The sequence below is a fragment of the Pseudomonas sp. AC070 genome (genome assembly GCF_979258635.1).
This window is the reverse complement of the sequence record NZ_OZ409871.1, coordinates 1,930,538-1,955,889: the sequence shown is the minus strand read 5'-3', so window position 1 is coordinate 1,955,889 and position 25,352 is coordinate 1,930,538. Positions and strand designations below refer to the sequence as shown.

General features: G+C 62.0%; 21 protein-coding genes. 7 read left to right on the top strand and 14 right to left on the bottom strand.

Annotated elements, in window-relative coordinates:
- Positions 1 to 6 precede the first annotated feature (6 nt).
- A complete protein-coding gene (locus ACZZ0Q_RS08895; protein ID WP_463539282.1) occupies positions 7 to 690 on the top strand; it encodes an ABC transporter ATP-binding protein in 684 nt (227 codons plus the stop codon).
- Positions 690 to 3,194 carry an ABC transporter permease gene (locus ACZZ0Q_RS08890; protein WP_463539283.1) on the top strand — a complete coding sequence of 835 codons (2,505 nt, stop codon included), beginning with the start codon at positions 690 to 692 and terminating at the stop codon, positions 3,192 to 3,194. Before ACZZ0Q_RS08895 ends, ACZZ0Q_RS08890 begins: the two co-directional genes overlap by 1 nt.
- 98 nt (positions 3,195 to 3,292) lie before the next feature.
- Here the strand turns inward: ACZZ0Q_RS08890 and greB are convergent, their stop codons facing one another.
- The 10 genes from greB to ACZZ0Q_RS08840 form a co-directional block, all read right to left on the bottom strand.
- Entirely contained in the window at positions 3,293 to 3,772 is a 480-nt protein-coding gene (gene greB, locus ACZZ0Q_RS08885; protein ID WP_463539284.1) for a transcription elongation factor GreB, read from the bottom strand.
- Between the two features lie 70 nt (positions 3,773 to 3,842).
- On the bottom strand, positions 3,843 to 4,121 hold the full coding sequence (locus ACZZ0Q_RS08880) for a DUF971 domain-containing protein (protein WP_463539285.1): 279 nt from the start codon (positions 4,119 to 4,121) through the stop codon (positions 3,843 to 3,845).
- A complete protein-coding gene (locus ACZZ0Q_RS08875) occupies positions 4,121 to 5,086 on the bottom strand; it encodes a HEAT repeat domain-containing protein (RefSeq protein WP_463542208.1) in 966 nt (321 codons plus the stop codon). The genes ACZZ0Q_RS08880 and ACZZ0Q_RS08875 overlap by 1 nt, the downstream gene beginning before the upstream one ends.
- 5 nt (positions 5,087 to 5,091) lie before the next feature.
- Entirely contained in the window at positions 5,092 to 5,946 is an 855-nt protein-coding gene (locus ACZZ0Q_RS08870; protein ID WP_463560479.1) for an ABC transporter ATP-binding protein, read from the bottom strand.
- The gene (locus ACZZ0Q_RS08865; RefSeq protein WP_463539286.1) at positions 5,943 to 6,725 is read right to left on the bottom strand and encodes an ABC transporter permease; all 783 of its coding nucleotides are present in this window, start codon (positions 6,723 to 6,725) and stop codon (positions 5,943 to 5,945) included. Before ACZZ0Q_RS08865 ends, ACZZ0Q_RS08870 begins: the two co-directional genes overlap by 4 nt.
- A gap of 139 nt (positions 6,726 to 6,864) precedes the next feature.
- Positions 6,865 to 8,274: an ABC transporter substrate-binding protein gene (locus ACZZ0Q_RS08860; protein ID WP_463539287.1), complete on the bottom strand. Its 1,410-nt coding sequence runs from the start codon at positions 8,272 to 8,274 to the stop codon at positions 6,865 to 6,867.
- A 390-nt stretch (positions 8,275 to 8,664) separates the two neighbouring features.
- Entirely contained in the window at positions 8,665 to 8,910 is a 246-nt protein-coding gene (locus tag ACZZ0Q_RS08855; RefSeq protein WP_122450445.1) for a 4Fe-4S dicluster domain-containing protein, read from the bottom strand.
- 39 nt (positions 8,911 to 8,949) lie between these two features.
- Positions 8,950 to 10,686 carry a fumarate reductase/succinate dehydrogenase flavoprotein subunit gene (locus ACZZ0Q_RS08850; protein WP_463539288.1) on the bottom strand — a complete coding sequence of 579 codons (1,737 nt, stop codon included), beginning with the start codon at positions 10,684 to 10,686 and terminating at the stop codon, positions 8,950 to 8,952.
- A complete protein-coding gene (locus tag ACZZ0Q_RS08845) occupies positions 10,683 to 11,432 on the bottom strand; it encodes a GntR family transcriptional regulator (RefSeq protein WP_463539289.1) in 750 nt (249 codons plus the stop codon). Before ACZZ0Q_RS08845 ends, ACZZ0Q_RS08850 begins: the two co-directional genes overlap by 4 nt.
- A 323-nt stretch (positions 11,433 to 11,755) precedes the next feature.
- Entirely contained in the window at positions 11,756 to 13,063 is a 1,308-nt protein-coding gene (locus tag ACZZ0Q_RS08840) for a dicarboxylate/amino acid:cation symporter (protein ID WP_463539290.1), read from the bottom strand.
- Positions 13,064 to 13,431: 368 nt separating this feature from the next.
- Between ACZZ0Q_RS08840 and ACZZ0Q_RS08835 the strand changes: the two genes are divergently transcribed.
- Positions 13,432 to 14,430: an AraC family transcriptional regulator gene (locus ACZZ0Q_RS08835; RefSeq protein WP_463539291.1), complete on the top strand. Its 999-nt coding sequence runs from the start codon at positions 13,432 to 13,434 to the stop codon at positions 14,428 to 14,430.
- Positions 14,431 to 14,612: 182 nt separating this feature from the next.
- The gene (locus tag ACZZ0Q_RS08830) at positions 14,613 to 15,485 is read left to right on the top strand and encodes a pseudouridine synthase (RefSeq protein WP_463539292.1); all 873 of its coding nucleotides are present in this window, start codon (positions 14,613 to 14,615) and stop codon (positions 15,483 to 15,485) included.
- Between the two features lie 115 nt (positions 15,486 to 15,600).
- On the opposite strand, the gene ACZZ0Q_RS08825 is transcribed toward ACZZ0Q_RS08830, so the two are convergent.
- Positions 15,601 to 15,843 (bottom strand): DUF3820 family protein, encoded by a 243-nt coding sequence (locus ACZZ0Q_RS08825; protein WP_463539293.1) that lies wholly within the window; start codon positions 15,841 to 15,843, stop codon positions 15,601 to 15,603.
- Positions 15,844 to 16,139: 296 nt separating this feature from the next.
- On the opposite strand from ACZZ0Q_RS08825, the gene ACZZ0Q_RS08820 reads away from it, so the two are divergent.
- Positions 16,140 to 16,850, top strand: coding sequence for a 4'-phosphopantetheinyl transferase family protein (locus ACZZ0Q_RS08820; RefSeq protein ID WP_463539294.1), 711 nt, complete (start codon positions 16,140 to 16,142; stop codon positions 16,848 to 16,850).
- Here ACZZ0Q_RS08820 and fhuF read toward each other — a convergent pair.
- Genes fhuF through ACZZ0Q_RS08805 form a run of 3 tightly spaced genes read right to left on the bottom strand, consistent with a single transcriptional unit; the run spans position 16,847 to position 19,862 of the window.
- On the bottom strand, positions 16,847 to 17,491 hold the full coding sequence (gene fhuF, locus ACZZ0Q_RS08815; RefSeq protein WP_463539295.1) for a siderophore-iron reductase FhuF: 645 nt from the start codon (positions 17,489 to 17,491) through the stop codon (positions 16,847 to 16,849). The genes ACZZ0Q_RS08820 and fhuF overlap by 4 nt on opposite strands.
- Positions 17,488 to 19,089: an ATP-binding protein gene (locus ACZZ0Q_RS08810; RefSeq protein WP_463539296.1), complete on the bottom strand. Its 1,602-nt coding sequence runs from the start codon at positions 19,087 to 19,089 to the stop codon at positions 17,488 to 17,490. Before ACZZ0Q_RS08810 ends, fhuF begins: the two co-directional genes overlap by 4 nt.
- A gap of 44 nt (positions 19,090 to 19,133) precedes the next feature.
- The gene (locus tag ACZZ0Q_RS08805) at positions 19,134 to 19,862 is read right to left on the bottom strand and encodes a response regulator (protein WP_463539297.1); all 729 of its coding nucleotides are present in this window, start codon (positions 19,860 to 19,862) and stop codon (positions 19,134 to 19,136) included.
- Between the two features lie 906 nt (positions 19,863 to 20,768).
- On the opposite strand from ACZZ0Q_RS08805, the gene ACZZ0Q_RS08800 reads away from it, so the two are divergent.
- Together ACZZ0Q_RS08800 and ACZZ0Q_RS08795 are read left to right on the top strand one after the other, a co-directional pair.
- Positions 20,769 to 23,678 carry a ribonucleoside-diphosphate reductase subunit alpha gene (locus ACZZ0Q_RS08800; RefSeq protein ID WP_463539298.1) on the top strand — a complete coding sequence of 970 codons (2,910 nt, stop codon included), beginning with the start codon at positions 20,769 to 20,771 and terminating at the stop codon, positions 23,676 to 23,678.
- A gap of 383 nt (positions 23,679 to 24,061) precedes the next feature.
- The gene (locus ACZZ0Q_RS08795) at positions 24,062 to 25,309 is read left to right on the top strand and encodes a ribonucleotide-diphosphate reductase subunit beta (RefSeq protein WP_122450433.1); all 1,248 of its coding nucleotides are present in this window, start codon (positions 24,062 to 24,064) and stop codon (positions 25,307 to 25,309) included.
- Positions 25,310 to 25,352: the final 43 nt, after the last annotated feature.

Here is a 25,352-nt window from a genome sequence, read left to right as displayed (position 1 = left end):
ATCTCCATGACTGCGAGCATTCTTACTGCGCGGAACCTTAGCAAAGTGGTTCCTAGCGCGGAAGGCGATTTGACCATCCTGCACGACCTCTCCCTCGACCTGCTGCGCGGCGACAGCCTTGCCATCGTCGGCACCTCCGGTTCGGGAAAATCCACCTTACTCGGCTTGTTGGCGGGCCTCGACCTGCCCAGCAGCGGCGAAATCATCCTCGCCGGCCACACCCTCAACACCCTCGACGAAGACCAGCGCGCTCGCGTGCGGGCCGAGCATGTGGGCTTTGTATTCCAGTCGTTTCAATTGCTCGACAGCCTCAACGCGCTGGAAAACGTGATGCTGCCGCTGGAGCTTGAAGGCCGGCGTGACGCCCGCGACCGTGCCCGCGACTTGCTCGAGCGCGTGGGTCTGGGCAAACGCCTGACCCACACGCCGCGTCAGCTCTCAGGCGGCGAGCAACAACGCGTGGCCATCGCCCGCGCCTTTGCCGCCGAGCCCGCCGTGCTGTTTGCCGATGAACCCACCGGCAACCTCGACACCCACACCGGCGAGCACATCAGTGACCTGCTGTTTGAAATCAACCAGGAACGCGGCGCCACCCTGGTGCTGGTAACCCACGACGAACGCCTGGCGCAGCGCTGCCATCGCCGCATTCGCCTGGAAGCCGGGCATATCGTGCAGACAGCGGAGGCGTGATGACGCGCCTACCCTTCTCCCGTCTGCTCAACCTCGCCGCCCGCCAGCTCCGTCGCGACACACGTGCGGGTGAGTTGCGCGTGTTGTTTTTCGCCTTGGTGATTGCCGTGGCGGCCAGTACCGCCATCGGCTTTTTCAGCGCGCGACTGAACGCCGCCATGCAACTGCGCGCCACCGAATTTCTTGGCGCTGACATGCTGCTCACCGGCAGCTCGCCCGCCACACAGGCGCAACTCGACGCCGGCAAACAAGCGCAGTTGCAACACGCGCAGCTGGTGGAATTCTCCAGCGTAATCGCCGCCGACGAAGGCATTCAGCTAGCCAGCGTTAAAGCCGTAAGCAGCAGTTACCCGTTGCGCGGCCAACTGAAAAGCGCCCCCGCGCCCTACGCCGAAGAAACCACCGGCGGCGGCCCGGCGCCTGGTGAAGCCTGGGTGGAAGCGCGGCTGCTGGTGGCGCTGAACGTGACGGTGGGCGACAGCGTGGATGTGGGCGCGAAAACCTTGCGCCTGAGCCGCGTGCTCACCTACGAACCCGACCGCGCCGGCGACTTCTACAGTCTCACGCCGCGCCTTTTGATGAACATGGACGACCTGGCCGCCACTGGCGTGGTTCAGCCCGGCAGCCGCGTGCGCTATGCCGAACTGTGGACCGGCAGCGCAGAAAACCTTGAGCGCTACCGCCAAGCGCTGAAACCCATGCTCGCGGCCAATCAGAAAATTGAAGGCGCGCGCGACGGCAACCGCCAGGTCGGTGGCGCGCTGGGCCGTGCCGAGCGCTACCTGAACTTGTCCAGCCTGGCCGCCGTGTTGCTGGCCGGCGTCGCCGTGGCCTTGTGCGCGGCGCGGTTTGCCGCCAAACGCTTCGACGCCAGCGCCCTGCTGCGCTGCCTGGGCTTGTCGCGCCGCGAAGCGCTCACCGTGTTCACCTTGCAGTTAGCCATGCTCGGTCTGCTGGCTGCGGGCCTAGGCGCGCTGCTTGGCTGGCTTGGGCAATTGGGCCTGTTCCATCTGCTCGGCGGCTTGTTGCCGGCTACCGTGCCCAGCGGCGGCGTTATGCCCGCCGTCGCCGGTATCGCCACCGGCCTGGTCGCCCTCGCCGGCTTTGCCCTGCCGCCCTTGGCGGCGTTGGGCCGCGTACCGCCGCTGCGGGTTCTACGCCGCGACCTGATGCCCGTGCCGCCGAGTTCCTGGCTGGTTTACGGCACGGCGCTGGGCGCGCTGACCTTGATTATGTGGCGCCTGAGCCTCGACCTGCCGCTGACCCTCGCCTTGCTCGGCGGCGGTCTTGTCGCCGCCTTGGTATTGGGCGGCGCACTGGTGCTCGGGCTGCAAGGCTTGCGTCGCCTGCTGGCCGGCGCGCCGTTGCCGATGCGCTTGGGTCTCGGCCAACTGCTGCGCCATCCGCTGGCTGCAGCCGGACAGTCGCTGGCCTTCGGCCTGATTCTGCTGTCCATGGCACTTATCGCCCTGCTGCGTGGCGAGCTGCTGGATAACTGGCAACAGCAATTGCCCAAAGACGCTCCCAACTACTTCGCCCTCAACGTGCTGCCCGGCGACAAAGACGCCTTCGCCGCGCACCTGGCGAAGCTCTCACCCCACCCTGCTCCGCTGTATCCGGTGGTGCCGGGTCGCCTGATCGCTATCAACGGCCAGCCGGTTAAACAAGTGGTGAGCAAAGACTCCACCGGCGACCGCGCCGTGCGCCGCGACCTGAGCCTGACCTGGGCCGCCGACATGCCCGTGAGCAACAAACTGGTGGCCGGCAGCTGGTGGAGTGCCGAGCCCAAGGGCGACATGCCGGGCGTGTCGATTGAAAGCAAGCTGGCCGAAAGCCTGAAAGTGAAACTCGGCGACCGCCTGCGTTTTAGCGTTGGCGGGCTCGACCGCGACGCAGTGGTCACCAGCTTGCGTGAAGTTGACTGGGACACCTTCCAGCCCAACTTCTACATGATCTTCGAACCCGGCACGCTGCAAGACCTGCCCGTGACCTACCTCACCAGCTTCTACCTGCCGCCGCAGCAAGAGCAGGCGTTGGTGGAACTGTCGCGGGCGTTTCCGGCGGTGACCCTGCTGCAGATTGAAGCGATTCTGGCGCAACTGCGCAGCATCCTTGCCCAGGTGACGCTGGCGGTGGAGTACGTGCTGTTGTTCGTGCTGGCGGCCGGGCTCACCGTGCTGTTCGCCGGCCTGCAGGCCACGCTGGACGAGCGCATCCGCCAAGGCGCCCTGCTGCGCGCGTTGGGTGCCGAGCGCAAAGTGCTGCAACGGGCGCGATTGGCGGAGTTTGGCGTGCTGGGAATTGCCAGCGGTTTGCTGGCCGCGCTGGGCAGCGAACTGGTGAGCTTTCTGCTCTACCGCTTCGCCTTCGACATGGCCTGGGCGCCGCATTGGTGGCTGCTGATACTGCCCCTGATCGGCGCCCTGCTGGTCGGAACCGCTGGCGTGATCGGCACCCGCCGCGCCTTGATTGCCAGCCCGTTGACGGTATTGCGCGAGGGCTAACGTCAGCCCTGTAGGAGCGAGCTTGCTCGCGAACCGCGCCAGCACCGGTTATCGATGTTTGCAGGGTTCGCGAGCAAGCTCGCTCCTACAGAACAGCGCTATTCGGGCTTCACGTACTCAATCACATTCACCCACCACCACTTCTCGCCTTCGGGCGTCTGCACCATAAATTCGTCGCCCACTGCTTTCTTCAGCAGCGCCCGCGCCATCGGGGAGTCGATGGAGATGTAGTCGTTGCGGCCGTGAATTTCGTCGTAGCCGACGATGCGAAAACGCTTGGTTTCGCCGTCGTCATTTTCAATTTCTACCCACGCGCCAAAGAACACGCGGCCCTCCTGTTCTGGCGAATAGGCGACCACGCGCATGTCTTCCAAACGCTTGCGCAAATAACGCACGCGGCGGTCGATTTCGCGCAGCAGTTTCTTGTTGTACTGGTAGTCGGCGTTTTCGCTGCGGTCGCCGAGCGAGGCCGCCCAGGTGACTTTTTGCGTGGTGTCTGGCCGTTTCACGCGCCAGAGATAATCCAGCTCTTGCTTGAGCGCTTCATGGCCTTCGGTGGTGATGATTGGCGTGCTCACGCTGCGGTACTTCCCAAAACCTCGAAGCGCCGGATGTTAACGCGTCAATCGCGTCGCGCCAAAGCCGCCGTCACGCTAAACCACGCAGATAGTCCCACGGATAAATGCCGCGCTCGTGCCCGTCGCTGAACACCAGCTGCACGCCGTAGCCCTGCGGATGAATACCGGTCAGTTGCACGCTTTCGTCCACCAGCGCAATGCGCCCGCCCATTCGCGCGGCCTTACAGCCGGAACACGGGCAGGCGCCGCGCAACTTAGCGTGGCTCAACTCAACGGCAATGCCGACCGTCCACTCGATCAGCAACTGCCGTTCTTGCCGGCGATTGCGCAACGCCACGGGCGCGTCCATTACGCCTGCACCTGAAGCTGGGCGATGGCGATGCGTACGGCTTTGCGCACTTCCGGATCGCTGTCGTGCTCGGCGGCTTGCAACGCGGGCAGTGCGGCGCCGTCGGCCAAGTCGCCCAACGCCAACGCGGCCTCTTTGCGCAGGTTGCTGATGGAATGGCCCAGCACCTCGACCAGCGCCGCCAAGGCCCCGGCAAAGCGCAATTTTCCCAAGGCCCGCGCGGCACGCAGGCGCACTTGCCAGTAGTCGTCTTGCAAGGCGGCGATCAGGCTGGGGCCAGCATCGGTAGCGCCGACTTTGCCGAGAGTGGTGGCCGCCTCTTCACGCACTTGCCAGGCCGGATCCACCAACGCCGCCTGCAACGCAGGGAGCACGCTGACATCGCTGGCCAGCCCGAGGGCGCCGGTGGCGGCGCGGCGCACTTCGGCGTCCGGGTCGCCGCTGGCCAGGCGCGCCAGCTCGGGCAACGCGCTGTGCTGCTTGAGCCAACCCAGAATACCCACCGCCTCGCGGCGCACAAAAGCATCGCTGTCGTTCAGCGCCAACACGGCGGCCGGCGCGCTTTCCGGCAGGCGCAGTTCACGCAATGCACGCAACGCGCTGGCGCGCACAAACGCATCGCCATGGGCGGCCCACGGCAGCACCACGCGGCCGGCTTCTAGGGTTTTCAGCTCGCTCAAGCTTTGCGCCGCCGCGCCGCGCACCGCTTCGTCGGCATCGGCCAGGGCGGCGCATAACGCGTTCACCACCTCGTCTTCTTCCCAGGCTTCGAGCAAGCGCGCGGCTTCGCTGCGCACCTCGGCAGCGCTATCGCTGGCCAGGGCGCGGGTCAGCCACGGCAGGCCGTCCGGGTCTTCGAGGTCGGCCAACTCGATTAGGGCGATGCGGCGTACGCCGGCATCGCTGCTGTCCAGGCGCGGTTGCAGGGCAAGAATGTCGGGGTTGTCGGTGTGCAGTTCTGTCAGATCAGTCATAGGGCTATTCGCAGAGGCGGATGATCGCTGGGCAAACCCAGCGGCGTAAGCCGAGGCAGCTCGCGCCCTTCTTCGTGGCGCAGCAGTTCCAGGCAGTGGCGTTTGAGGTGGGTGAAGGCCGGGCTGGTCAGCAGCTCGGCGCGGCGTGGGCGGGAAAAGTCCACGCGCAGGTCTTCGATAAAACGGCCGGGACGCGGGCTCATCACCAGAATGCGGTCGGCCAGAAACAGCGCTTCGTCGATGTCATGAGTGACGAACACCACGGTGGTGCGGATGCGTCCCCAGATGTCCAGCAGCAGTTCCTGCATACGCCCACGGGTTTGCGCGTCGAGGGCGCCAAAGGGTTCGTCCATCAGCAACAGGCGCGGCCGATTAATTAGCACGCGGGCGATTTCAGCGCGCTGCTGCATGCCGCCGGAAAGCTGATTGGGCCAACGGCTGGCGAAATCTTGCAGGCCCACCAAACGCAAAAAATCCTGCGCTTGCTGGCGCCGCGCGGTCTTGTTCAGGCCCTGCATCTTCAAGCCGAAGGCGACGTTATCGAGCACGCTGCGCCAGGACAGCAGGGTGTGGTGCTGAAACACCATGCCGCGCGTTGGCGAGGGGCCATCGACCACCTCGCCATCCACGCGCAACACGCCGGCACTGGGCTGCAAGTGCCCGGCCAGGGCGCCGAGCAAGGTCGATTTCCCGCAACCCGACGGCCCGAGAATGCACACAAACTCGCCCGCCGCGACGCTGAAATCCAACGTTTGCACCGCCTCGAACGCTTGCGCGCCCCGCCCCAAGCGAATGGTCAGGCGCTCGACATCGATGCGCCCGGCCGCCAGAAAATGTTCGTGACTGGTCATCCATTGTTCCCCCGATACCAGGGCGTCACCAGGGCGCCCAAACGTTTAACCAGGGCGCTGCTGCCCATGCCCAGCACGCCGATCAGCAGCATGCCGACGATAATGTCCGGGTAGTTTTGAATGGTGTAGGACTCCCACGTGTAGTAGCCGATGCCGAACTGCCCGGAGATCATTTCCGCCGTCACCAGGCAGAACCACGAGGTGCCCATGCCGATAGCCAAACCGGTGACGATGCTCGGCGCCGCGCCCGGCAACACCACCTCCCGCAAAATGGCCCAACGCCCCGCCCCCAGGCTGCGCGCCGAGGCAATCAAACGCGGGTCAACGCCCTCGACGCCGTGCACGGTATTGAGCAGCACCGGGAACAGCGCGCCGGTGAAGGTGATAAACACCATCGACAGCTCGGACGAGGGAAACATCAGAATCGCCAGGGGAATCCACGCCACCGCCGGAATCGGCCGCAGCACTTCCAGCGGCGGCAACAGCGTGTCTTGCGCCCACTTCCAGCGGCCGATGGCCACGCCCAGCAGCACGCCGAACAACGCGGCCGCCAGGTAACCGGCGAACACCCGCATCAGGCTGCTCGACAGATGCGCCCACAACTTGCTGCTCTCCACCAGCGCCACGGCGGCTTGAGCCACGGCGCTTGGGGTGGGCACGTAGGTGAACGTCAGCAAGCCGAAATCCAGGTGGTGGCTGGCGGCGACGTGCCAGAACAGCAGGCAGGCGGCCAGTGAGATTAGGCGTAGGGGCCAGCGGTAAAGGGTGGAACGGTTCACTGCGTACTCCTACAAGATTCTGGATTCCGGCCTGCGCCGGAATCACGGTGGTTGGATGAAATGACTCCGTCATCCCTGCGCAGGCGGTGGTCCGACGATTCGGGACCCTGAATTCACGTCATGCGCGGTCTCGGCGAACTCAAAGCCCCGCGACGGACTGCTGGTTAACACTGGCAAAATCCAACGCCGTGCCGCCCTTAGCGCTGGCATACGCGACCGCCTGATCCTTCAGCAAAAACGCATTCACCTCGCCCTTGTCGTTGCGCACAAACCACGCCTGGCTGGCGAGCAATTTGATGCCGCTGTCGGCCGCCTGGGCGTAGATGGCGCGGATGTCTTTGCCTTCTTTTTCCAACGCAGCCAGGGCTTTGAGCGCTTCTTCCGGCGAGCTGTAGTGGCGCACTTTGTCTTCGCCGCGTACCCAGATTTGCGCCAGGCGTTTGAAGTCGGTGATCGGTTTGCCGGTGATCGCGTCGTTGGCCTTGAGCGGCGCCGGGGCGTAGTTGGCCAGCGCTTTGTCGTAGTCCTGGCCGGACTGTTTAAACGCCGCGCGGATGTACTGGTCGTCGACGAACTTGTCGACATCCAGGCCCTTATCGGTCTTCTTCAGCAGCTTGAGCGTGTCGATCGCCGTGGCCACCGCTTTGCGGTATTCCGGCTTCCAGGTCAGGTCGCGCGTCTGCAAACCGAGCGGGCCGTGGAACAGGTAATTCACCTCGGCTTCGACGCCGGTGACCTTCTCGATCAGCTCGCTGTATTTCTCCGGCTCGGCGGCAATCAGCTGGTCGGCCTCCAAGCTCGCCCGCAAATAAGCGGTGACGATTTCCGGGTACTGCTTGGCGTAATCGGCCGCCACAAGGGCGCCGTGGAACGTGGGCGCGTTGGCTTGTGAGCCGTCGTAAATTTTCCGAGCGAAGCCCCGGTTGGGGAACAACTCGGCGAACGGCACGAAGTCGGCGTGCGCTTCGATGCGGTTGCTGCGCAGGGCCGAGCCGGCGATTTCCGGCGCCTGGGCGATGATCTTCACGTCTTTTTCCGGGTCCCAGCCTTGAGCTGCGACGGCGCGCAACAACATGCCGTGGGCGGTGGAGGCGAACGGCACGGAAATGGTCTTGCCCTTCAACTGCGCCAACGACTGCACGCTGGACGAGGCCGGCACCACAATGCCGTTGCCACTGCCCGTGGTGCTGCCCGACAACACGCTGATAAACAGGCTCTGCTTGCCGGCATCGCGAAACGCCACGCCATTGAACGAGCCGGGGAAATCCGCCATGGCGCCGAAATCCAGCTTGCCGGCGACCATTTCATTGGTCAGCGGCGCACCGCTGGTGAAGTTCTTCCATTCCACCTCGTAGGTGGCGTCTTTGTACTTGCCGTCGTGCGGCAGGTATTTGTCCAACAGGCCCAACTCCCGAATCAGCAGGCCGCCGGTGGCGCAGTTGATGGTGGTGTCCTGGGTGCCGATGGCGATACGGATTTTTTCCGCGTGGGCCTGGGTGGAAGCCAGGCCGATGGCCAGCGCCAGGCTGGCGAGAGTGCGTAAGTGCATGGGTGTTTCCCCTCGAATCTTTGGTTGTTTTTGAATCGTCTCCGCCACGGTTTTGGTGGTGGGAAACGAGGGGGTTTTGCGGGCAAGGCGTCCGGTTTTTTCCGGATGGCAATTTCTAAACTTTTTCCGCCGTCGTCTGGCTTTTCCACCGTCATCTGGCGTTTCACCGTCATCTGACTTTTCACCGTCATCTGACTTTTCACCGTCATCCTCGCGAAGGCGGCGGTCCGACGATTCGGGATCCAGAATTTCGGATAGATCGGAGATTCTGGATCCCCGCCTGCGCGAGGATGACGGAGGTTTGTTTTTAGGTTTTTGTGTTGAGCCGACGCGCCTCTTAAAAGCATCGAGGCTAAAGCCTCTCCTACAGGGGCTGTGGCGGCGTCGGGATTAACTCAACAAATACGGAATCTCAACCTTCACCGCCCCGGTCGGGCAGTCTTTTTCGCAGGGCATGCAATACCAGCACTCGTCGAACGCCATGTAGGCCTTTTGCGTGGCTGGGTTGATGGCCAGCAGGTCCATGGGGCAGACCTCGACGCAGACGGTGCAGCCTTTTTCGGCGATGCATTTGTCTTCGTCGATGGTCACTGGCGCGTTGCTGCGGAAGAAAATTTCCTGGGGCTGATAGGCCATGACACGGTGTCCTCGGAGCCTCTGGCTCTCTCGTTAGGTTCAGGCGGCCGCTTCGGCCTTTACGCGCAGGCGGTTGTAGGCCTGCTGCTCTTCGTCATCGAGGGCGATCAGGTACGGTTCCACCGGTTTCTTGAAGCTGGTCATGCGCCCGTCCGCGCCTTTGTGCAGGTGGCAGTGCACGAACCAGTCGGCGTCGTTGCGCTGCGGGTGGTCGACGCGATGGTGGTACAAACCCCAGCGGCTTTCGGTGCGGAACAGCGAGGCGCGGGCGGCCATTTCGGCGCAGTCGCGGATCACGCTTACTTCCAGGGCGCGCATCAGTTCGTGCGGGTTGTTGGCCTTGAGCTGATCAAGGTCGTGCTCGATGGCGGCGAAACGGTCGAGCCCCAGCTGCATTTTCTTGGTCACTTTCGGCGGTTGCAGGTAGTCGTTTACGAAGCGGCGCAGCTTGTATTCCACCTGCGCCGGCGGCAGGCCGTGCTCGCGCAGCAGCGGTGCGTACACCCGCGCACGCTCGCGCTCGATTTGCTCGTCATCCAGCGCAGTGAAGTCGCGTTCGGCCACGTAATCGGCGGCGTTGTGGCCGGCAAACCAGCCGTAGGTGAAGGCGCCGAGCATGTAGTTATGCGGCACGGCGGCCATGTCGCCAGCCGAGTACAAGCCCTTTACCGACGTTTCGGCGCGCTCGTTCACCCACACGCCAGAGGCGCTGTGGCCGGAGCAGAAGCCGATTTCCGAGATGTGCATTTCCACCATGCTCTGGCGGTAGTCGGTGCCCCGGTTGGCGTGGAACTGGCCGCGGCTCGGGCGTTCGTTGCTGTGCAGAATCTCTTCGATGTTCTGGATGGTTTCTTCAGCCAGATGATCGAGCTTGAGAAACACCGGGCCATTGCCGCTTTCCAGCTCCTGGTGAAACTCCCACATCATTTGCCCGCTCCAGTAGTCGCACTCGATAAAGCGCTCGCCTTTGTTGTTCGCGGTGTAGCCGCCCAGCGGGCCGGTGACGTAGGCGCACGCCGGGCCGTTGTAGTCCTTGATCAACGGGTTGATCTGAAAGCACTCCAGGTTCGCTAGCTCGGCCCCGGCGTGGTAGGCCATGGCATAACCGTCGCCGGCGTTGGTGGGGTTTTCGTAGGTGCCCATCAGGTAACCGGAGGCCGGCAAACCAAGGCGCCCGGCCGCGCCGCAGCAGAGAATTACGGCCTTGGCTTTGATCAGATGAAAATCGGCGGTGCGGCTGTCGAACCCCATCACGCCGTTAACCGTGCCGTCGGCGTCGGTAAGCAAACGGGTGGCGATTACGCGGTTGGTGATTTCAACCCGGGCGCGTTTGAGCTGGCGGTACAGCACTTTCTTGATGTCGTGCCCTTCTGGCATCGGCAACACGTAGGCGCCCATGTGGTGAACCTTTTTCACCGCGTAGTCGCCGGTTTCGTCCTTCTCGAACTTCACGCCCCAGCGGTCCAGTTGCTCGATGGTTTCGAAGCTGTGGGTGGCATAGGCATACACGGCGGCCTGGTTGACGATGCCGTCGTTGGCCACGGTAATTTCCTTGGTGTACTGCTCGGGCGTGGCGTGGCCGGGAATGATGGCGTTGTTGAGGCCGTCCATGCCCATGCAGATGGCGCCGCTGCGTTTCACGTTGGCTTTATCCAGCAGCAGCACGCGCAGGTTTTTGTTGCGTTCTTTGGCCTTGATCGCCGCCATGGGGCCGGCCGTGCCGCCGCCGATGATGACGATGTCGTACTCGCGCTCGAGGGTTTGGTACTGGCTCATGCGTGACGTCCTTTGTGGCGGTCAATGCGCAGGCGGTACTGGAAGGCATCGCCGCGGTAATAGAGGTGTTCGAAATCCAGCGGCGTGCCGTCGGCATCGTGGGTCAGGCGTTCGATGCGCATGATCGGTGCGCCCTCTTCCACGTTCAGCGCGCGGGTTAAATCGGCGTCGGCGAGAATGGCGTCAATGGCCAAATCGGCGTGGCCCAGGGCGATGCCGCAGTCGTTTTCCAGAATCAGGAAGATGTCGCGGGTGACCAGATCGGCCTTCTCCAGCCGCTCGCCCAGATGGGCCGGCACGTAGGTCACTTCCAGGGAAATGGGTTCGCGGTTCACCAAGCGCACGCGCTTGATTTCGGTGACCGGCGCGCCCTCTTCCACCTGCAACCGCTCGGCCACCAACACCGAGGCCGGCACATGCTTGACGCTGTGCAGACGGTTGATCACCTCGTAGCCCATCTGCCGCATCGACTCACCGAGGCCCTGCAAGGTGCTGACGTTCTGAAACGCCTTGGGCTTGGCCACAAATGTGCCCTTGCCGTGAATCTTGAAAATCAGCCCTTCCTTCTGCAAATCACCCAAGGCCTGGCGCACCGTAATGCGACTAACCGCAAAGGCCGTGCCCAGCTCGCTTTCGGACGGCATGCGGCTAAGTGCCGGGTACGTGCCATCGAGAATGCGTGCGCGCAGCACGTCTTTAAGCTGGCTGTACAAGGGAACGGGGGACAGGGGAATTAACTCGGCCATGGGATTTCTCGTCGCTGTTTCGGCACTTGTTATAACAAGTTGTGACGAGAAGATAAGGGCATAAGCAAAAGTCGCCAAGGACTTTTATTGCATAAGGATATGTTGATTTGTGGGAGCGGCTTTAGCCGCGATTCCTGGAAAAGGCGAGCTCGACTGTAGGAGCGACCTTGGTCGCGAACCCTGGAAACGCCAAACCCAGCCGAGGTGTGCAGGGTTCGCCAGCAAGCTGGCTCCTACGAAAATCAAAGGAAAAAAAAGCCCGTCATAGGACGGGCTGTAAAAGCTTCCTCTCTCGTGAAGAGGCAGTAAACCGTAAAACCTAATTAGCCATGCGCAGGCTTGCTCTCGCCTTCAACCGCCACCACTTCAGCGGTAGCGCCTTGTTCCAGCTCGCGCTGCAGGGTTTCGTTATCAACCTGGCCACACCACTTGCCGACCACGATGGTCGCCACGCCGTTACCAACGAGGTTGGTCAGGGCGCGGGCTTCGGACATAAAACGGTCGATGCCGAGAATCAGCGCCAGACCGGCAACCGGCAGATGGCCGACGGCCGACAAGGTGGCCGCCAACACGATAAAGCCGCTACCGGTCACGCCCGCTGCGCCTTTGGAAGCAATCAGCAGCACCAGAATCAGGGCAACCTGATGGGAAATATCCATCGGCGTGTCGGTGGCTTGCGCGATAAACACGGCGGCCATGGTCAGGTAAATGGAGGTACCGTCGAGGTTGAACGAGTAACCGGTTGGAATCACCAGACCCACCACCGACTTGTTCACACCCAGTTTCTGCATCTTGTCGATCATGCGCGGCAGCGCGGTTTCCGAAGACGACGTGCCGAGCACGATCAGCAGTTCCTCACGGATGTAGCGCACGAACTTGAGAATGCTAAAGCCGTGGAAGCGCGCGATGCCGCCCAGTACCACCAGCACGAAGAGCAGGCAGGTGATGTAGAAGCAGGCCATCAGGTAGCCCAACTGCACCAGCGAACCCACACCGTATTTACCGATGGTGAAGGCCATGGCACCCAGGGCGCCCAGCGGTGCGACTTTCATGATCACGCCGATGATGCCGAAGAACACTTGCGAGATGCGTTCGATGAAATCGAACACCGGACGACCGTAGTCACCCGCGCGGTGCAAGGCGTAGCCGAACAGGACCGAGAAGAACAGCACTTGCAGGATGTCACCACCGGCAAAGGCACCGACCACCGTGGCCGGAATCACGTTCATGATGAACTCGATGGTGCTTTGTTTTTCACCGGCCGCTGCGTAAGCCGCGATACCCGAGGTATCCAGCGACGCGGGGTCGATGTGCATGCCAACGCCAGGCTGCACGATGTTGACCACGAACAGGCCAATCAGCAGGGCGATGGTGGAAACGATTTCGAAGTAGAGCAGCGCGTAACCGCCGGTTTTGCCGACTGCTTTCATGCTCTGCATGCCGGCAATACCGGTAACCACGGTGCAGAAAATTATGGGGGCGATGATCATTTTGATCAGCTTGACGAACCCGTCGCCGAGCGGCTTGAGGGCAACAGCAGTGTCTGGGTAGAAGTGCCCAAGCAACACGCCGATAGCGATGGCTACCAGCACTTGAACATAAAGAACCTTATAGAACGGTTTGCGGGTCATGGCATGTTCCTCAACGACTGCACGGCGTCATTCCAAACGCGCGCGCTGCCTGTGCGCTAACCCTCCTGAACCGGAGGGATTTGTTGTTGGCCAGCCTGCATAGCTGCAAGCCTTGATTGCCTATTGCAGAGGTCATGCCATCCTTACGAAAGCGCTCCAATCCCTTTAAATTCAGCGAGTTGCAAACAAAACCCGAGCAAAATGGCGTCGCTTTTGGCGGCTTTCCGCCAGCCACTGGCGGATATCCCCCGCCACCGCCGCACGGCTGGGGGAAAACCGCCTACAAAAAGCATAGCCAAGGACACAACCCTTGTTCCGCTGCAACGCCGTGCTTACCATCGACCGGCCTTTTCTGCCGAGCCCCGTCCATGCGTGAACGCACAATCGCCAGCCATTTCGTTCGTGCCGCCCTGCGTGGCGCCGAGCGCCAGGGTGTGGACTGCACGGCGTTGCTGCGCGAGGCGAACATCCAGCCAGCGCTGCTCGGCGAGCCGCGCGCCCGCGTGGCACCGGAACAGTTCGCCCGGCTGATGCAATTGCTGTGGGAAACGCTCGCCGACGAATACATGGGCTTTGGCCGCAGCCGCAGCAAACCCGGCACCTTCGCGATGATGTGTTACGCCCTGATCCACTGCCACACGCTGGAAAAAGCGTTGCTGCGCGGCACCCTGTTTTACAGCCTGTTTGACGACGCACCGAACATCACCCTCAGCCGCGAAGGTGAATGGGCGCGGCTCACGGTCGATGACAGCAACCTGCTCGACCCGGACCACTTTCTAGTGGAAAGCCTGCTGGTGATCTGGCACCGCCTGGCCAGTTGGCTGATCGGCCAGCGCATTCGCCTGCAAGAAGCCACCTTTCGCCACGCCGAACCGGAGCACAGCGCCGAGTACGACCTGCTGTTTCCAAACGCGCGGCGCTTTTCGGCCGGCAGCACCAGCCTGCTGTTTCAGGCGCGATACCTGGCGATGCCGTTGCTGCAAGACGAACGCACGCTCAAGCATTTCCTCGAACACTCGCCCGCCGACCTGCTCGCCCGGCCCGATGGCGGCGACAGCCTGATCAGCCAAATCCGCCGCCTGCTCGGGCGCGACTGCAGCGAATGGCCCGACCTCGACACCGTGGCTCAACAACTGCACATGAGCCCACAAACCCTGCGCCGACATCTGCGCGAAGAAGGCTCGAGCTTTCAAGAACTCAAAGACCACCTGCGCCGCGATTTAGCGATTTACCACCTGGGCCGCGACAACCTGGCCATTCAAGACATCGCCGAGCAGCTCGGGTTTTCCGAACCGTCGGCGTTTCATCGGGCGTTCAAAAAATGGACCGGGTTAACGCCCGGCGCGTATCGCGCGCAGGAAAGCTAAACGGCGCACCCGCCCCGCCTACCTGTAGGAGAGGCTTCAGCCTCGATACGCCCACCTTCGATTAATGACTTGGGAGTCCCTTTTCCAGGAATCGAGGCTGAAGCCTCTCCTACAGGTTGCGGGTCCCGCAAAATCTTGCGCAAACACAGGTAGAATTCCGCCTCTTTTTCTGGCGCTTTTTCATGTCCCACCCCGCCCGTCGCAGCACCTTGTACCTTCCCGCCGGCCCGTGGCTCACGGTGTTGGATTGCCTGTGCGCGCATTTCTCGGCCATTAGCCGCGACACCTGGCTGGAACGCATGGCGCGCGGCAAGGTGTTGGATGAGCACGAGCAGCCCATCGGCCCGGGGCACCCGTACAAACAGGGCCTGCGCATTTATTACTTTCGCGAAGTGCCGAACGAAACCCCGGTGCCGTTCGAGGAAACCGTGCTGTATGCCGACGAGCATTTAATCGTCGCCGACAAGCCGCACTTCCTCTCGGTAACGCCTGCTGGCGAGTACGTTGAACAAACCTTGCTCGCGCGCTTGAGCAAGCGTTTCAACAGCCATGACCTGGTGCCGCTGCACCGCATCGACCGGCTCACCGCCGGCCTGGTGTTGTTCTCCGTTCAGCCAACAACCCGCGCCGCATATCAGCGTTTATTCGCCGACCGCGCTATTCACAAAACCTACGAAGCCATCGCCCCCGCCCTGCCCCATGTGCAGTTTCCCCACCTGCACAAAACCCGCATGGTGGCTGGCGAGCCGTTCTTTTTGATGAAGGAAGGCGACGGCGCGCCCAACAGCGAAACGCTGATGGACGTGCGCGAGCGCAACGGCGAGTTGTGGCGCTACGGCTTGTACCCGGTGACCGGCAAAAAACATCAACTGCGCCTGCACATGGCCGCACTCGGCGCTGGCATTTGCAACGATCCGTTTTACCCAGTGCTGGTGGAAGACTCGGTGGATGACTACAGCAACCCGCTGAAGTTACTGGCGCAGAGCTTACGGTTTATCGACCCGTTGAGTGGGGTTGAGCGGGAGTTTCATAGTCAGTTGACGTTGGATTGGTAGGTTAGCCACCCCCTTCACTTCAACTGTAGGAGCGGCTTTAGCCGCGATTGGCCAGGTCTGAAAACCTAGTGTTTGCGGCAAAACGTGTTCAACAGCATCGCGGCTAAAGCCGCTCCTACAGAGGTTTGGGGTTTCCGCTGCCACGCGGCTTCTTGCGCAGCGGCGTCAACAATTCGCCCAGGCCGTTGTGGTCGATCTCCTGCATTAATTGCAACAGCGCGCCGATCTCGCCTTTAGGGAAGCCTTCGCGGGCGAACCAGTTGAGATAATGGCCGGGCAAGTCGGCGATCAGTCGGCCTTTGTATTTGCCGTAAGGCATCTCGCGGGTGACGAGTAGCAGCAGGTCTTCGGGTTTCATGGCCAGCCTTTGCGCACAACAGAAAGGTGCGAATGATCGCCCAAGGCAAAAAAAAACGGGAGCCCAAACGGGCTCCCGCACTTAATCAGTGACTAAGGTTTGGCGCGCTACGCCTCGAAGCGTCAGCGCCAAACTACAACCTCACCTGCGTTCCGAGAAACGCGGCCGCAGTCTGGCAAATGTGGCCGGTACAATCCGTGTCGCTTTGTTACGGTTGTGCAAAGAAATGTAAGTGCCCGCGCCCAAAGCGCCGCGCAACGCTGGCCCGCCGCGCCGCGACCCGGCAGAATGCCGCGATGCACACCTACTCCCTCCCCGCCTGTTGTGGCCCGCTCAACGACCATTGGCCCTTGCCGCAGCCATTGCCAAACAGTCAATTCGTCAGCACCCCGTTCGACCCCGCGCGGGTGCAGCCCGACGATTTTCAACGCAGCCATATTCCGGCCACGCACGGTGTCGCCAAGCGCCAGGCCGAGTTTCTCGCCGGCCGCGTGTGTGCCCGCGAGGCGTTGCGTCGCTTGAATGGCAGCGAAATCGTGCCCGCCGTTGGCGCCGACCGCGCGCCGCAATGGCCGGCCGGCATCAGCGGCTCGATTACCCACGGCAAGCAATGGGCAGCCGCTGTGGTCGCGGACAGCCGCCACTGGCGCGGGCTGGGGCTGGATGTGGAAAACCTGCTCAGCCACGACCGCGCCGCCCGCTTGCAAGAAGAAATCCTCACACCCGCCGAACTGCGCCGCGCCAGCGTGCTCGATCCGGAGCAGTTGGGCCTGCTGGTAACGCTGACGTTTTCCCTGAAAGAAAGCCTTTTCAAAGCGCTGTACCCGCTCACCTTGCAGCGCTTCTATTTTGAACACGCCGAAGTGCTGGAGTGGGATGCCGCCGGCAGCGCACGGCTGCGGCTGCTGACTGATCTGTCGGAAGAATGGAAAAGCGGTGCGGAGTTAGTCGGCCAATTCGGCCAGTTCGACGGCCGCTTGCTGAGCCTAGTCGCCGTGTCGGCTTAGCGGCCGCGCATCGGGCAATGCTCGCAGTGGCCGATGCCTTCCACTTCATACGCCAGGCAGCAGGTGCGGCGCTGACGACGCGGCGTATACGCCACGGCCTTATACAGCGGGCTTTCAGCATCGCGAAGCCAGGCGAAACCGCCGTCCAGCTCGGCCTCGGTCAGCGCCCCGAGGGTCTGCAACGTGCTTTCAAAGTAATCGCCGACGTTCCCCCACAGCACCGCAGCCGGCACCTGACCGAACGCTGCAAGGGTCTCGATCACGTCGGGCAGGTGGCGCTCCATCAAATCGGCAAAACATTTGGCCTGCGTGCCCGGCTCGCCATCGTTGGCGAAGTGAATGGCGCTGGGCAGCCCGCGCTCATCCAGCGCCACGCGCAGGCCAGACAACGGCAAGCGCCAGCCGTGCACCAGCGTGGCCACCAGCACGGGCGGCAGCAAGGCCATGAAGTAATACTTGGAATACTGCGAAACCAGCACCGCGCGCTGGTTAGCGAACAACGCGTCGCCGTAAATGGCGCGCAACCGCTGCTGCAAACCTTCGGGCTGCAAGAACTCGCTCAGGCTCAAACCGCCTGCGTCCGCCACGGTCGGCGCGAACACGGCAAGGCGCCCGGCAAATAAGCGTTCGCTCAAGCTCATTGTTTACGCGGCCACACCAGACTGAAACAGGCGCCGCCCAAGGCTTCGCTGCGGCTGATCTGCGCCCGGCCGCCGTGCCAGTAAATAATCCGCCGCACGATGGAAAGCCCCAGGCCGTGCCCGCCCGAGGCGCGGGTGCGGCTGTCGTCCAGGCGCAGGAACGGTGTAAACAGCCGCTCCCACTCGGCTTCGGGAATGCCCGGGCCGTCGTCTTCCACGTCCAGACGGCAGCGCTTGAGGCCCACCTGGTAACTCAGGCGCACCCGCGACTCGGCATGGCGCATGGCATTGCTCACCAGGTTTTGCAGGGCGCGGTGCAGGTAGCGCCACTCGGCTTCCACCAGCGCGCCGCTGCCATCGACGGCGGGAATGCTCGGCCCGCGTTCCACGCGCACACCCGGACGCAGCGGCGCCAGCTCGTCGATCACCTGATCGAGCAAGGCGTCGAGGTCGATGGGCTGGAAGTTCAGCGCCGGGGCGCCCTGCTCCAGGCGCGCGTAGGTGAGCATTTCGTCGACCAATTTATCCAGGTCCTGAATGTCGCCATCCATGCCATCCATATATTTGCGCCGCGCCGCGTCGGTTTGCGCGTCGCCGATCATCTCCAGGCCAAAGCGCAAGCGCGCCACCGGCGTGCGCAGTTCGTGGGAAACGGCGCGCACCATCTCGCGCTGAATGGTCAGCGAGCGCTGCAAATGCTCGGCCATGGCATTGAACGCCGCGGCCAGCCGCCCCACCGAATCGGCACCACCGGCTGGCACCCGTGATTCCAGCTTGCCCAGTGCAATGCGCGTGGCGGTTTCTTCCAGGCCAAGCAGGCGCTGCTCCAACTGGCGCACCAGCAGGTAAACGATCAAGCCGATCAAGCTCAGGCCGATGGCGCCGATCAAGAACAACAGTTGCGGCGGATAGGGGTTCATCTGGTACAGCGGGCCGATTTCCAGCACCCACGGCGTGCCGGCCACGCCGGAAAACACATGAATCGAATCGCCCTCTTTGCCCAGGGCCATCACGGTGTCGCCTTCGTCGATGCGGCGGCGCTGGTCGTCGTCCAGCTCCGCATCAACCGGTTTGACCAGGCGCAAGTTAAAGCCGAACGACTTCGCGGCGGCCAGCGCCTCCAGGCGTTGCGGCTGTTCGGCGATGGGATAGCGAATCAGCTCATCGATGAGCAAGTACACCGTGGCGCGCGCCAGCTGTTCGCTGATCTGCTGCACCTCGCCTACCAGCACCAGTTGCTCCGCTTCGCTGACCAGGCCGTAGACCTTGGCCGCGTGCGGGCCGGTTTGCTCGACCAACACCTGGCCGTCGAGCAGGCGGCTGCGGGCGCGGCTGTCGAGCACCTGCGCGTCTAACGGCTCAAGCGCCAAAGGAATGCCGAGTAAACGCCCCCAGACGATCACCGCGCGGCGGCGCTCCACGGGCGTCATGCTCTCCAGGTTGTCGCTCATCAGGCTGAAGGTGCCGCGCGCCAGGCGTTCGCGGTACTGGTCGGCGCGCGCCTCGTTGAGCCAGTGCAGGCTCAGCACGCCCAGCAACGCCACCAGCACGAAGGCGGCCAGCATGCCGCCGTAAATGCGCAGGAAAATCGAGTTCATGCCGGGCGTCCTGGGTTTGTTCTTATATAAAGAAGCGCCGCCCGTTAGCTGGCGAGCGCTTCTGCCGCCTCAGCTACAAAGAGGTAACCCTTGCTACGCACGGTTTTGATCAGCCGTGGGTGCATCGGATCGTCGCCGATTTTCGGCCGAATACGGGAAATGCGCACGTCGATGGAACGGTCGAGCCCGTCGTACTCAATGCCGCGCAGGGCGGTAAAAATCTCTTCGCGAGACAGAATGCGCCCGGCGTTGGAGGCCAGCAGCCAGAGCAAATCGAATTCCGCGCTGGTCAGCTCGATGCTCTGCTCACGCAGCCAGGCTTCGCGCATGGCGCTGTCGATCACCAGCACTCCGTACTGCAAGCGGCGCTGGGCGTCGGCCGGCACCGGTTCGCTGGCGCCCTCGCTGCGCCGCAGCAGTGCACGAATGCGCGCCAGCAGCACGCGCGGGCGTACGGGTTTGCACACGTAATCGTCGGCGCCCATTTCCAGGCCGAGCACCTGGTCCATGTCGTCGCTGCGCGCGGTGAGCATGAGGATGGGGCCGTGGTAGCTGCCGCGCACTTTGCGGCAAATAGACAAGCCGTCTTCGCCCGGCAGCATCAGGTCGAGCACCACCAGATCGGGTTGATCCCGCAGAATGCGCGCCGCCGCTTTCGCCCCGTCCGACTCAATGGCCACGCGCAAGCCATTGGCTTCCAGGTACTCACGGGTGAGCTCGGCCAGACGCTCGTCGTCTTCGACAATAAGGATGTGCCAGGCTTCTTGCTCCACCACTGACTCCTACTAAATGAGGGCGCAACTGCGAAAGGGCGGCATTGTATATCGGCTAAGTCCTGCGTAGGACCTTGCCCTCTCTCGTTCACGGGCGAGCTGGGCCGAACCGCCCGCTGATCAATCCCCCCCGCCCCTCGGGGAGAGGGTTAGGCAGAGGGGGGAAGCCGCGCCTCGCCACCCGACCAACCCCCGCACAAACCCCCGCCCCCCTGCAACAAAAAACACAACATATAGTGTTAGCCTCGACACCGCGCGATGTAGGACTCGCCCTACAAAACGCAGCATTTCATCAGCGACGAATGGCGGAATATGGTCAATGCCGCTGACTACGCGGGCTCAACGAAGTTACCCCAAAGTAACCCACAGCTTTATCCACAGGTTGTGTGTAACAGTCGCCTTGCAATGCGTCGGTGAGCGCTCTATCTTGTATCCCCATCGCGCCAAACACCTACATGTTGGGTTTTGACCCGTTACCGGACACTAGAAGAATGAAACGCAACGGCCCGTTCGCTGGCCTGCCACCGGTGGCACTAGCGCTAAGAAATTCACCCATTTGCCGCCTCGGCAGCAGATGGGAAAGCTGGCCGAAATTATGCTCGACGAACGGCCCGCTTCGGTGTAAAGCCTCCAGGCACACACCACTAGGTATTGTGGTTACGTTTTAACCAACGAACGTTGCTTTTTGAGCCAGGGATGAGCTTGAGCAGTACCCCTCAGACCTGTTGAACGCCTTGCTGCCGGCCTCCCCGTTTCCCCGGGCGCGCCAGGCGCAGGGCCATCTGTTTTGTGGCATGTGGTTATTGAAATACCTGGCTTTGGGCCCTTGGGCTCTAAGACACACGGAATGAACGGCTTCACCAGACAGTGTCCAAACTTAGATAAATGCAGAACACGGAGACATTCATGCAGACCGACCTCTCTCGCGAGAACCCCCAGGCCGTAGCGCCTCAAGTGCCTGACACCACTCAGGACCTGAACGCCACCGCCCCTGGCCAGCTGCGCGTGATCAAACGTAACGGCACTGTGGTGCCGTATACCGATGACAAAATCACCGTAGCCATCACCAAGGCCTTTCTCGCAGTTGAGGGCGGCACCGCTGCCGCTTCGTCGCGCATTCACGAGACCGTTGCACGCCTGACCGAACAAGTCAGCGCCACCTTCAAGCGCCGCATGCCGTCTGGCGGCACTATTCACATCGAAGAAATCCAGGACCAGGTTGAACTGGCCCTGATGCGTGCCGGCGAGCAGAAAGTGGCCCGCGACTACGTGATCTACCGCGACGCCCGCACCAAAGAGCGCGCCGTACGTGGCAGCAACGAGCCCGCACAGCCGCACCCAAGCATTCGCGTCACCCACCCCGACGGCAGCGTGACGCCGCTGGACATGGGCCGCCTGAACACCATCGTCACCGAAGCCTGCGAAGGCCTGGCTGAAGTGGACGGCGACCTGATCCAACGCGAAACCCTGAAAAACCTGTACGACGGCGTGGCCCAGAACGACGTCAACACCGCCCTGGTGATGACCGCCCGTACTCTGGTTGAGCGTGAGCCGAACTACTCCTACGTGACCGCCCGCCTGCTGATGGACAACATCCGCGCCGAAGGCCTGGGCTTCCTGGGTGTTGCCACCAGCGCCACCCACCACGAGATGGCCGACCTGTACGCCAAAGCGCTGCCGGCCTACATCGAAAAAGGCGTTGAGTTCGAACTGCTCAACCCCGTGCTGAAAGACTTCGACCTGGAAAAACTGGGCAAAGCCATCAACCACGAGCGCGACCAGCAGTTCACCTACCTGGGCCTGCAAACCCTGTACGACCGCTACTTCATTCACAAAGACGGCATCCGCTTCGAACTGCCGCAAGTGTTCTTCATGCGCGTGGCCATGGGCCTGGCGATTGAAGAGAAGCAGAAAGAAGACCGCGCCATCGAGTTCTACAACTTGCTGTCGTCGTTCGACTACATGAGCTCCACCCCTACCCTGTTCAACGCCGGTACCCTGCGTGCACAGCTGAGCTCGTGCTACCTGACCACCGTGCCGGACGACCTGGGCGGCATTTACGACGCCATTCGCGACAACGCCCTGCTGAGCAAATTCGCCGGCGGCCTGGGCAACGACTGGACACCGGTTCGCTCGCTGGGCGCCTACATCAAAGGCACCAACGGCAAATCGCAAGGTGTTGTGCCGTTCCTCAAAGTAGTCAACGACACCGCCGTAGCGGTAAACCAGGGCGGCAAGCGCAAAGGCGCGGTGTGTGCCTACCTGGAAACCTGGCACATGGACATCGAAGAGTTCATCGAGCTGCGTAAGAACACCGGTGACGACCGTCGCCGCACCCACGACATGAACACCGCCAACTGGATTCCAGACCTGTTCATGAAGCGCGTCTTCGACGACGGCCCGTGGACCCTGTTCTCGCCAAGCGAAGTGCCAGACCTGCACGACCTGACCGGTAAAGCCTTCGAAGAGCGCTACGAGTACTACGAAGCCCTGACCCAGTACGGCGGCAAAATCAAACTGTTCAAGACCATCCAGGCCAAAGATCTGTGGCGCAAGATGCTCTCCATGCTGTTTGAAACCGGCCACCCATGGCTGACTTTCAAAGACCCATGCAACCTGCGCAGCCCGCAGCAGCACGTGGGCGTGGTTCACAGCTCGAACCTGTGCACCGAAATCACCTTGAACACCAACAAGGACGAAATCGCCGTTTGCAACCTGGGCTCCATCAACCTGCCGAACCACATCGTCGACGGCAAGCTGGACCTGGCCAAACTGCAACGCACCGTGAACACCGCCGTTCGCATGCTCGATAACGTTATCGACATCAACTACTACTCGGTGCCGCAAGCGCGTAACTCGAACTTCAAACACCGCCCGGTTGGCCTCGGCATCATGGGCTTCCAGGACGCGCTGTACCTGCAGCACATTCCATACGGCTCGGACGCTGCCGTGCAGTTCGCCGACAGCTCCATGGAAGCGGTGAGCTACTACGCCATCCAAGCCTCGTGCGACCTGGCTGATGAGCGTGGCGCCTACGAGACCTTCCAGGGCTCGCTGTGGAGCAAAGGCATTCTGCCGCTCGACTCGCAGCAAATCCTGATCGAGCAACGCGGCCAGAAATACATCGACGTCGACCTGGCCGAAAGCCTGGACTGGGCGCCGGTTCGTGAGCGCGTACAGAAAGGCATCCGTAACTCCAACATCATGGCCATCGCACCGACCGCCACTATCGCCAACATCACCGGCGTGTCGCAGTCGATCGAACCGACCTACCAGAACCTGTACGTGAAATCGAACCTCTCGGGCGAATTCACCGTGATCAACCCCTACCTGGTACGCGACCTCAAAGCCCGCGGCCTGTGGGACTCGGTCATGATCAACGACCTCAAGTACTACGACGGTTCGGTGCAACAGATCGAGCGTATTCCGCAAGAACTGAAAGACCTCTACGCCACCGCGTTTGAAGTCGACACCAAGTGGATCGTGGACGCCGCCAGCCGTCGCCAGAAATGGATCGACCAGGCCCAGTCCCTGAACCTCTACATCGCTGGCGCCAGCGGCAAGAAACTGGACGTGACCTACCGCATGGCTTGGTACCGTGGCCTGAAAACCACCTACTACCTCCGTGCCCTGGCCGCCACCAGCACCGAAAAATCCACCATCAACACCGGCAAACTAAACGCCGTGTCGAGCGGTGGCGGCGAAAGCCAAAGCGCGGCATCGGCTCAGTCGGCAGCACCAGCCCAACAAGCCGGCCCAGCACCAGTTCCGAAGGCCTGCGCCATCGACGAGCCGGATTGCGAAGCCTGCCAATAAGGTAGTCCCGCGCGAGATTCTGGATTCCGAAATGTCGGACCACCGCCTGCGCGGGAATGACGGTGGACCTAATAAGAGCACCGTCATCCCCGCGCAGGCGGGGATCCAGAATTTCAAGCCAAGCCAAAGAGGACGGCCCACCCCCGCCCTCCCCGGCCACCAAATTCCGTCCCCTCGCCCCTCCGGGGAGAGGGCTAGGGAGAGGGGCGAATCCACCGCCAATCCCCAAACAAACAACACACCGTCCCCAGCAACCCACCGCCAGGGCCGGTAAAAACCAAAAAAGTCAGTCCCTGCTTTGCGTGCACAAGCATCGAACTAGACTTAGAAACTCACAAAGGCCGCCCGCCCCAGGCGCACGGCCCAAAGCCGGGAGCAAACACATGCTGAGCTGGGATGAATTCGACAAAGAGGACAGCGCCGAAGCCGCTGCCCCTTCCACCAACGCCGCCGTCAACGACATGAGCCTCGACAAGCTCAACCAAGTCGGCGGTAACGCCGCCCTCGAAGCCCGCGCCGTAGATGCCAACGACTCCGACGCCGTGGCCCGCGCCAAATCCGCCCTGAACGACCTGGACATCCAGGAAGGCCTCGACGACCTGGCCGGCACCAGCGCCCGCGTGCACGTCGGCGACAAGCAAATGATCAACGCCCGTGCCGACCTCAACCAACTCGTACCCTTCAAATACGACTGGGCCTGGCAGAAATACCTCGACGGCTGCGCCAACCACTGGATGCCGCAAGAAGTAAACATGAACGCCGACATTGCCCTGTGGAAGAGCAACGACGGCCTCAGCGAAGACGAACGCCGCATCGTCATGCGCAACCTCGGCTTCTTCTCCACCGCCGACAGCCTGGTTGCCAACAACCTGGTACTGGCCGTGTACCGCCTGATCACCAACCCCGAATGCCGCCAGTACATCCTGCGCCAGGCCTTCGAAGAGGCGATCCACACCCACGCCTACCAGTACTGCATCGAATCGCTGGGCATGGACGAAGGCGAGATCTTCAACATGTACCACGAGATCCCATCGGTCGCTAAAAAAGCCAGCTGGGGCCTCAAATACACCCGCTCGATCTCCGACCCGAAATTCGAAACCGGCACCCCGGAAACCGACCGCCAATTCCTGCGCAACCTCATCGCCTACTACTGCGTACTGGAAGGCATCTTCTTCTACTGCGGCTTCACCCAGATTCTCTCCATGGGCCGCCGCAACAAAATGACCGGTACCGCCGAGCAGTTCCAATACATCCTGCGCGACGAAAGCATGCACCTGAACTTCGGCATCGACGTGATCAACCAGATCAAAATCGAAAACCCGAGCTTGTGGGACGCGCAGATGAAAGATGAAGCGACCCAAATGATTCTCCAGGGCACGCAGCTGGAAATCGAATACGCCCGCGACACCATGCCTCGCGGTGTATTGGGCATGAACGCCGCGATGATGGAGGACTACCTCAAATTCATCGCCAACCGTCGCCTGTCGCAGATTGGCTTGAAGGAAGAGTATCCAGGGACTACTAACCCGTTCCCTTGGATGAGCGAGATTATGGATTTGAAGAAGGAGAAGAACTTCTTTGAGACTCGGGTTATTGAATATCAGACTGGTGGGGCCTTGAGCTGGGATTGATGGTTCACGAACCAGTAAGCGAATAGAAACTTACGCGACTAAA

What these genes read in the sequence shown, in the direction of transcription:
- ACZZ0Q_RS08895 (WP_463539282.1), top strand. Translation starts at nt 7, where the DNA reads ATGACTGCGAGCATTCTTACTGCGCGGAACCTTAGCAAAGTGGTTCCT.
- ACZZ0Q_RS08890 (WP_463539283.1), top strand. Translation starts at nt 690, where the DNA reads ATGACGCGCCTACCCTTCTCCCGTCTGCTCAACCTCGCCGCCCGCCAG.
- ACZZ0Q_RS08880 (WP_463539285.1), bottom strand. Translation starts at nt 4,121, where the DNA reads ATGGACGCGCCCGTGGCGTTGCGCAATCGCCGGCAAGAACGGCAGTTG.
- ACZZ0Q_RS08870 (WP_463560479.1), bottom strand. Translation starts at nt 5,946, where the DNA reads ATGACCAGTCACGAACATTTTCTGGCGGCCGGGCGCATCGATGTCGAG.
- ACZZ0Q_RS08860 (WP_463539287.1), bottom strand. Translation starts at nt 8,274, where the DNA reads ATGCACTTACGCACTCTCGCCAGCCTGGCGCTGGCCATCGGCCTGGCT.
- ACZZ0Q_RS08855 (WP_122450445.1), bottom strand. Translation starts at nt 8,910, where the DNA reads ATGGCCTATCAGCCCCAGGAAATTTTCTTCCGCAGCAACGCGCCAGTG.
- ACZZ0Q_RS08850 (WP_463539288.1), bottom strand. Translation starts at nt 10,686, where the DNA reads ATGAGCCAGTACCAAACCCTCGAGCGCGAGTACGACATCGTCATCATC.
- ACZZ0Q_RS08845 (WP_463539289.1), bottom strand. Translation starts at nt 11,432, where the DNA reads ATGGCCGAGTTAATTCCCCTGTCCCCCGTTCCCTTGTACAGCCAGCTT.
- ACZZ0Q_RS08840 (WP_463539290.1), bottom strand. Translation starts at nt 13,063, where the DNA reads ATGACCCGCAAACCGTTCTATAAGGTTCTTTATGTTCAAGTGCTGGTA.
- ACZZ0Q_RS08835 (WP_463539291.1), top strand. Translation starts at nt 13,432, where the DNA reads ATGCGTGAACGCACAATCGCCAGCCATTTCGTTCGTGCCGCCCTGCGT.
- ACZZ0Q_RS08830 (WP_463539292.1), top strand. Translation starts at nt 14,613, where the DNA reads ATGTCCCACCCCGCCCGTCGCAGCACCTTGTACCTTCCCGCCGGCCCG.
- ACZZ0Q_RS08825 (WP_463539293.1), bottom strand. Translation starts at nt 15,843, where the DNA reads ATGAAACCCGAAGACCTGCTGCTACTCGTCACCCGCGAGATGCCTTAC.
- ACZZ0Q_RS08820 (WP_463539294.1), top strand. Translation starts at nt 16,140, where the DNA reads ATGCACACCTACTCCCTCCCCGCCTGTTGTGGCCCGCTCAACGACCAT.
- fhuF (WP_463539295.1), bottom strand. Translation starts at nt 17,491, where the DNA reads ATGAGCTTGAGCGAACGCTTATTTGCCGGGCGCCTTGCCGTGTTCGCG.
- ACZZ0Q_RS08810 (WP_463539296.1), bottom strand. Translation starts at nt 19,089, where the DNA reads ATGAACTCGATTTTCCTGCGCATTTACGGCGGCATGCTGGCCGCCTTC.
- ACZZ0Q_RS08800 (WP_463539298.1), top strand. Translation starts at nt 20,769, where the DNA reads ATGCAGACCGACCTCTCTCGCGAGAACCCCCAGGCCGTAGCGCCTCAA.
- ACZZ0Q_RS08795 (WP_122450433.1), top strand. Translation starts at nt 24,062, where the DNA reads ATGCTGAGCTGGGATGAATTCGACAAAGAGGACAGCGCCGAAGCCGCT.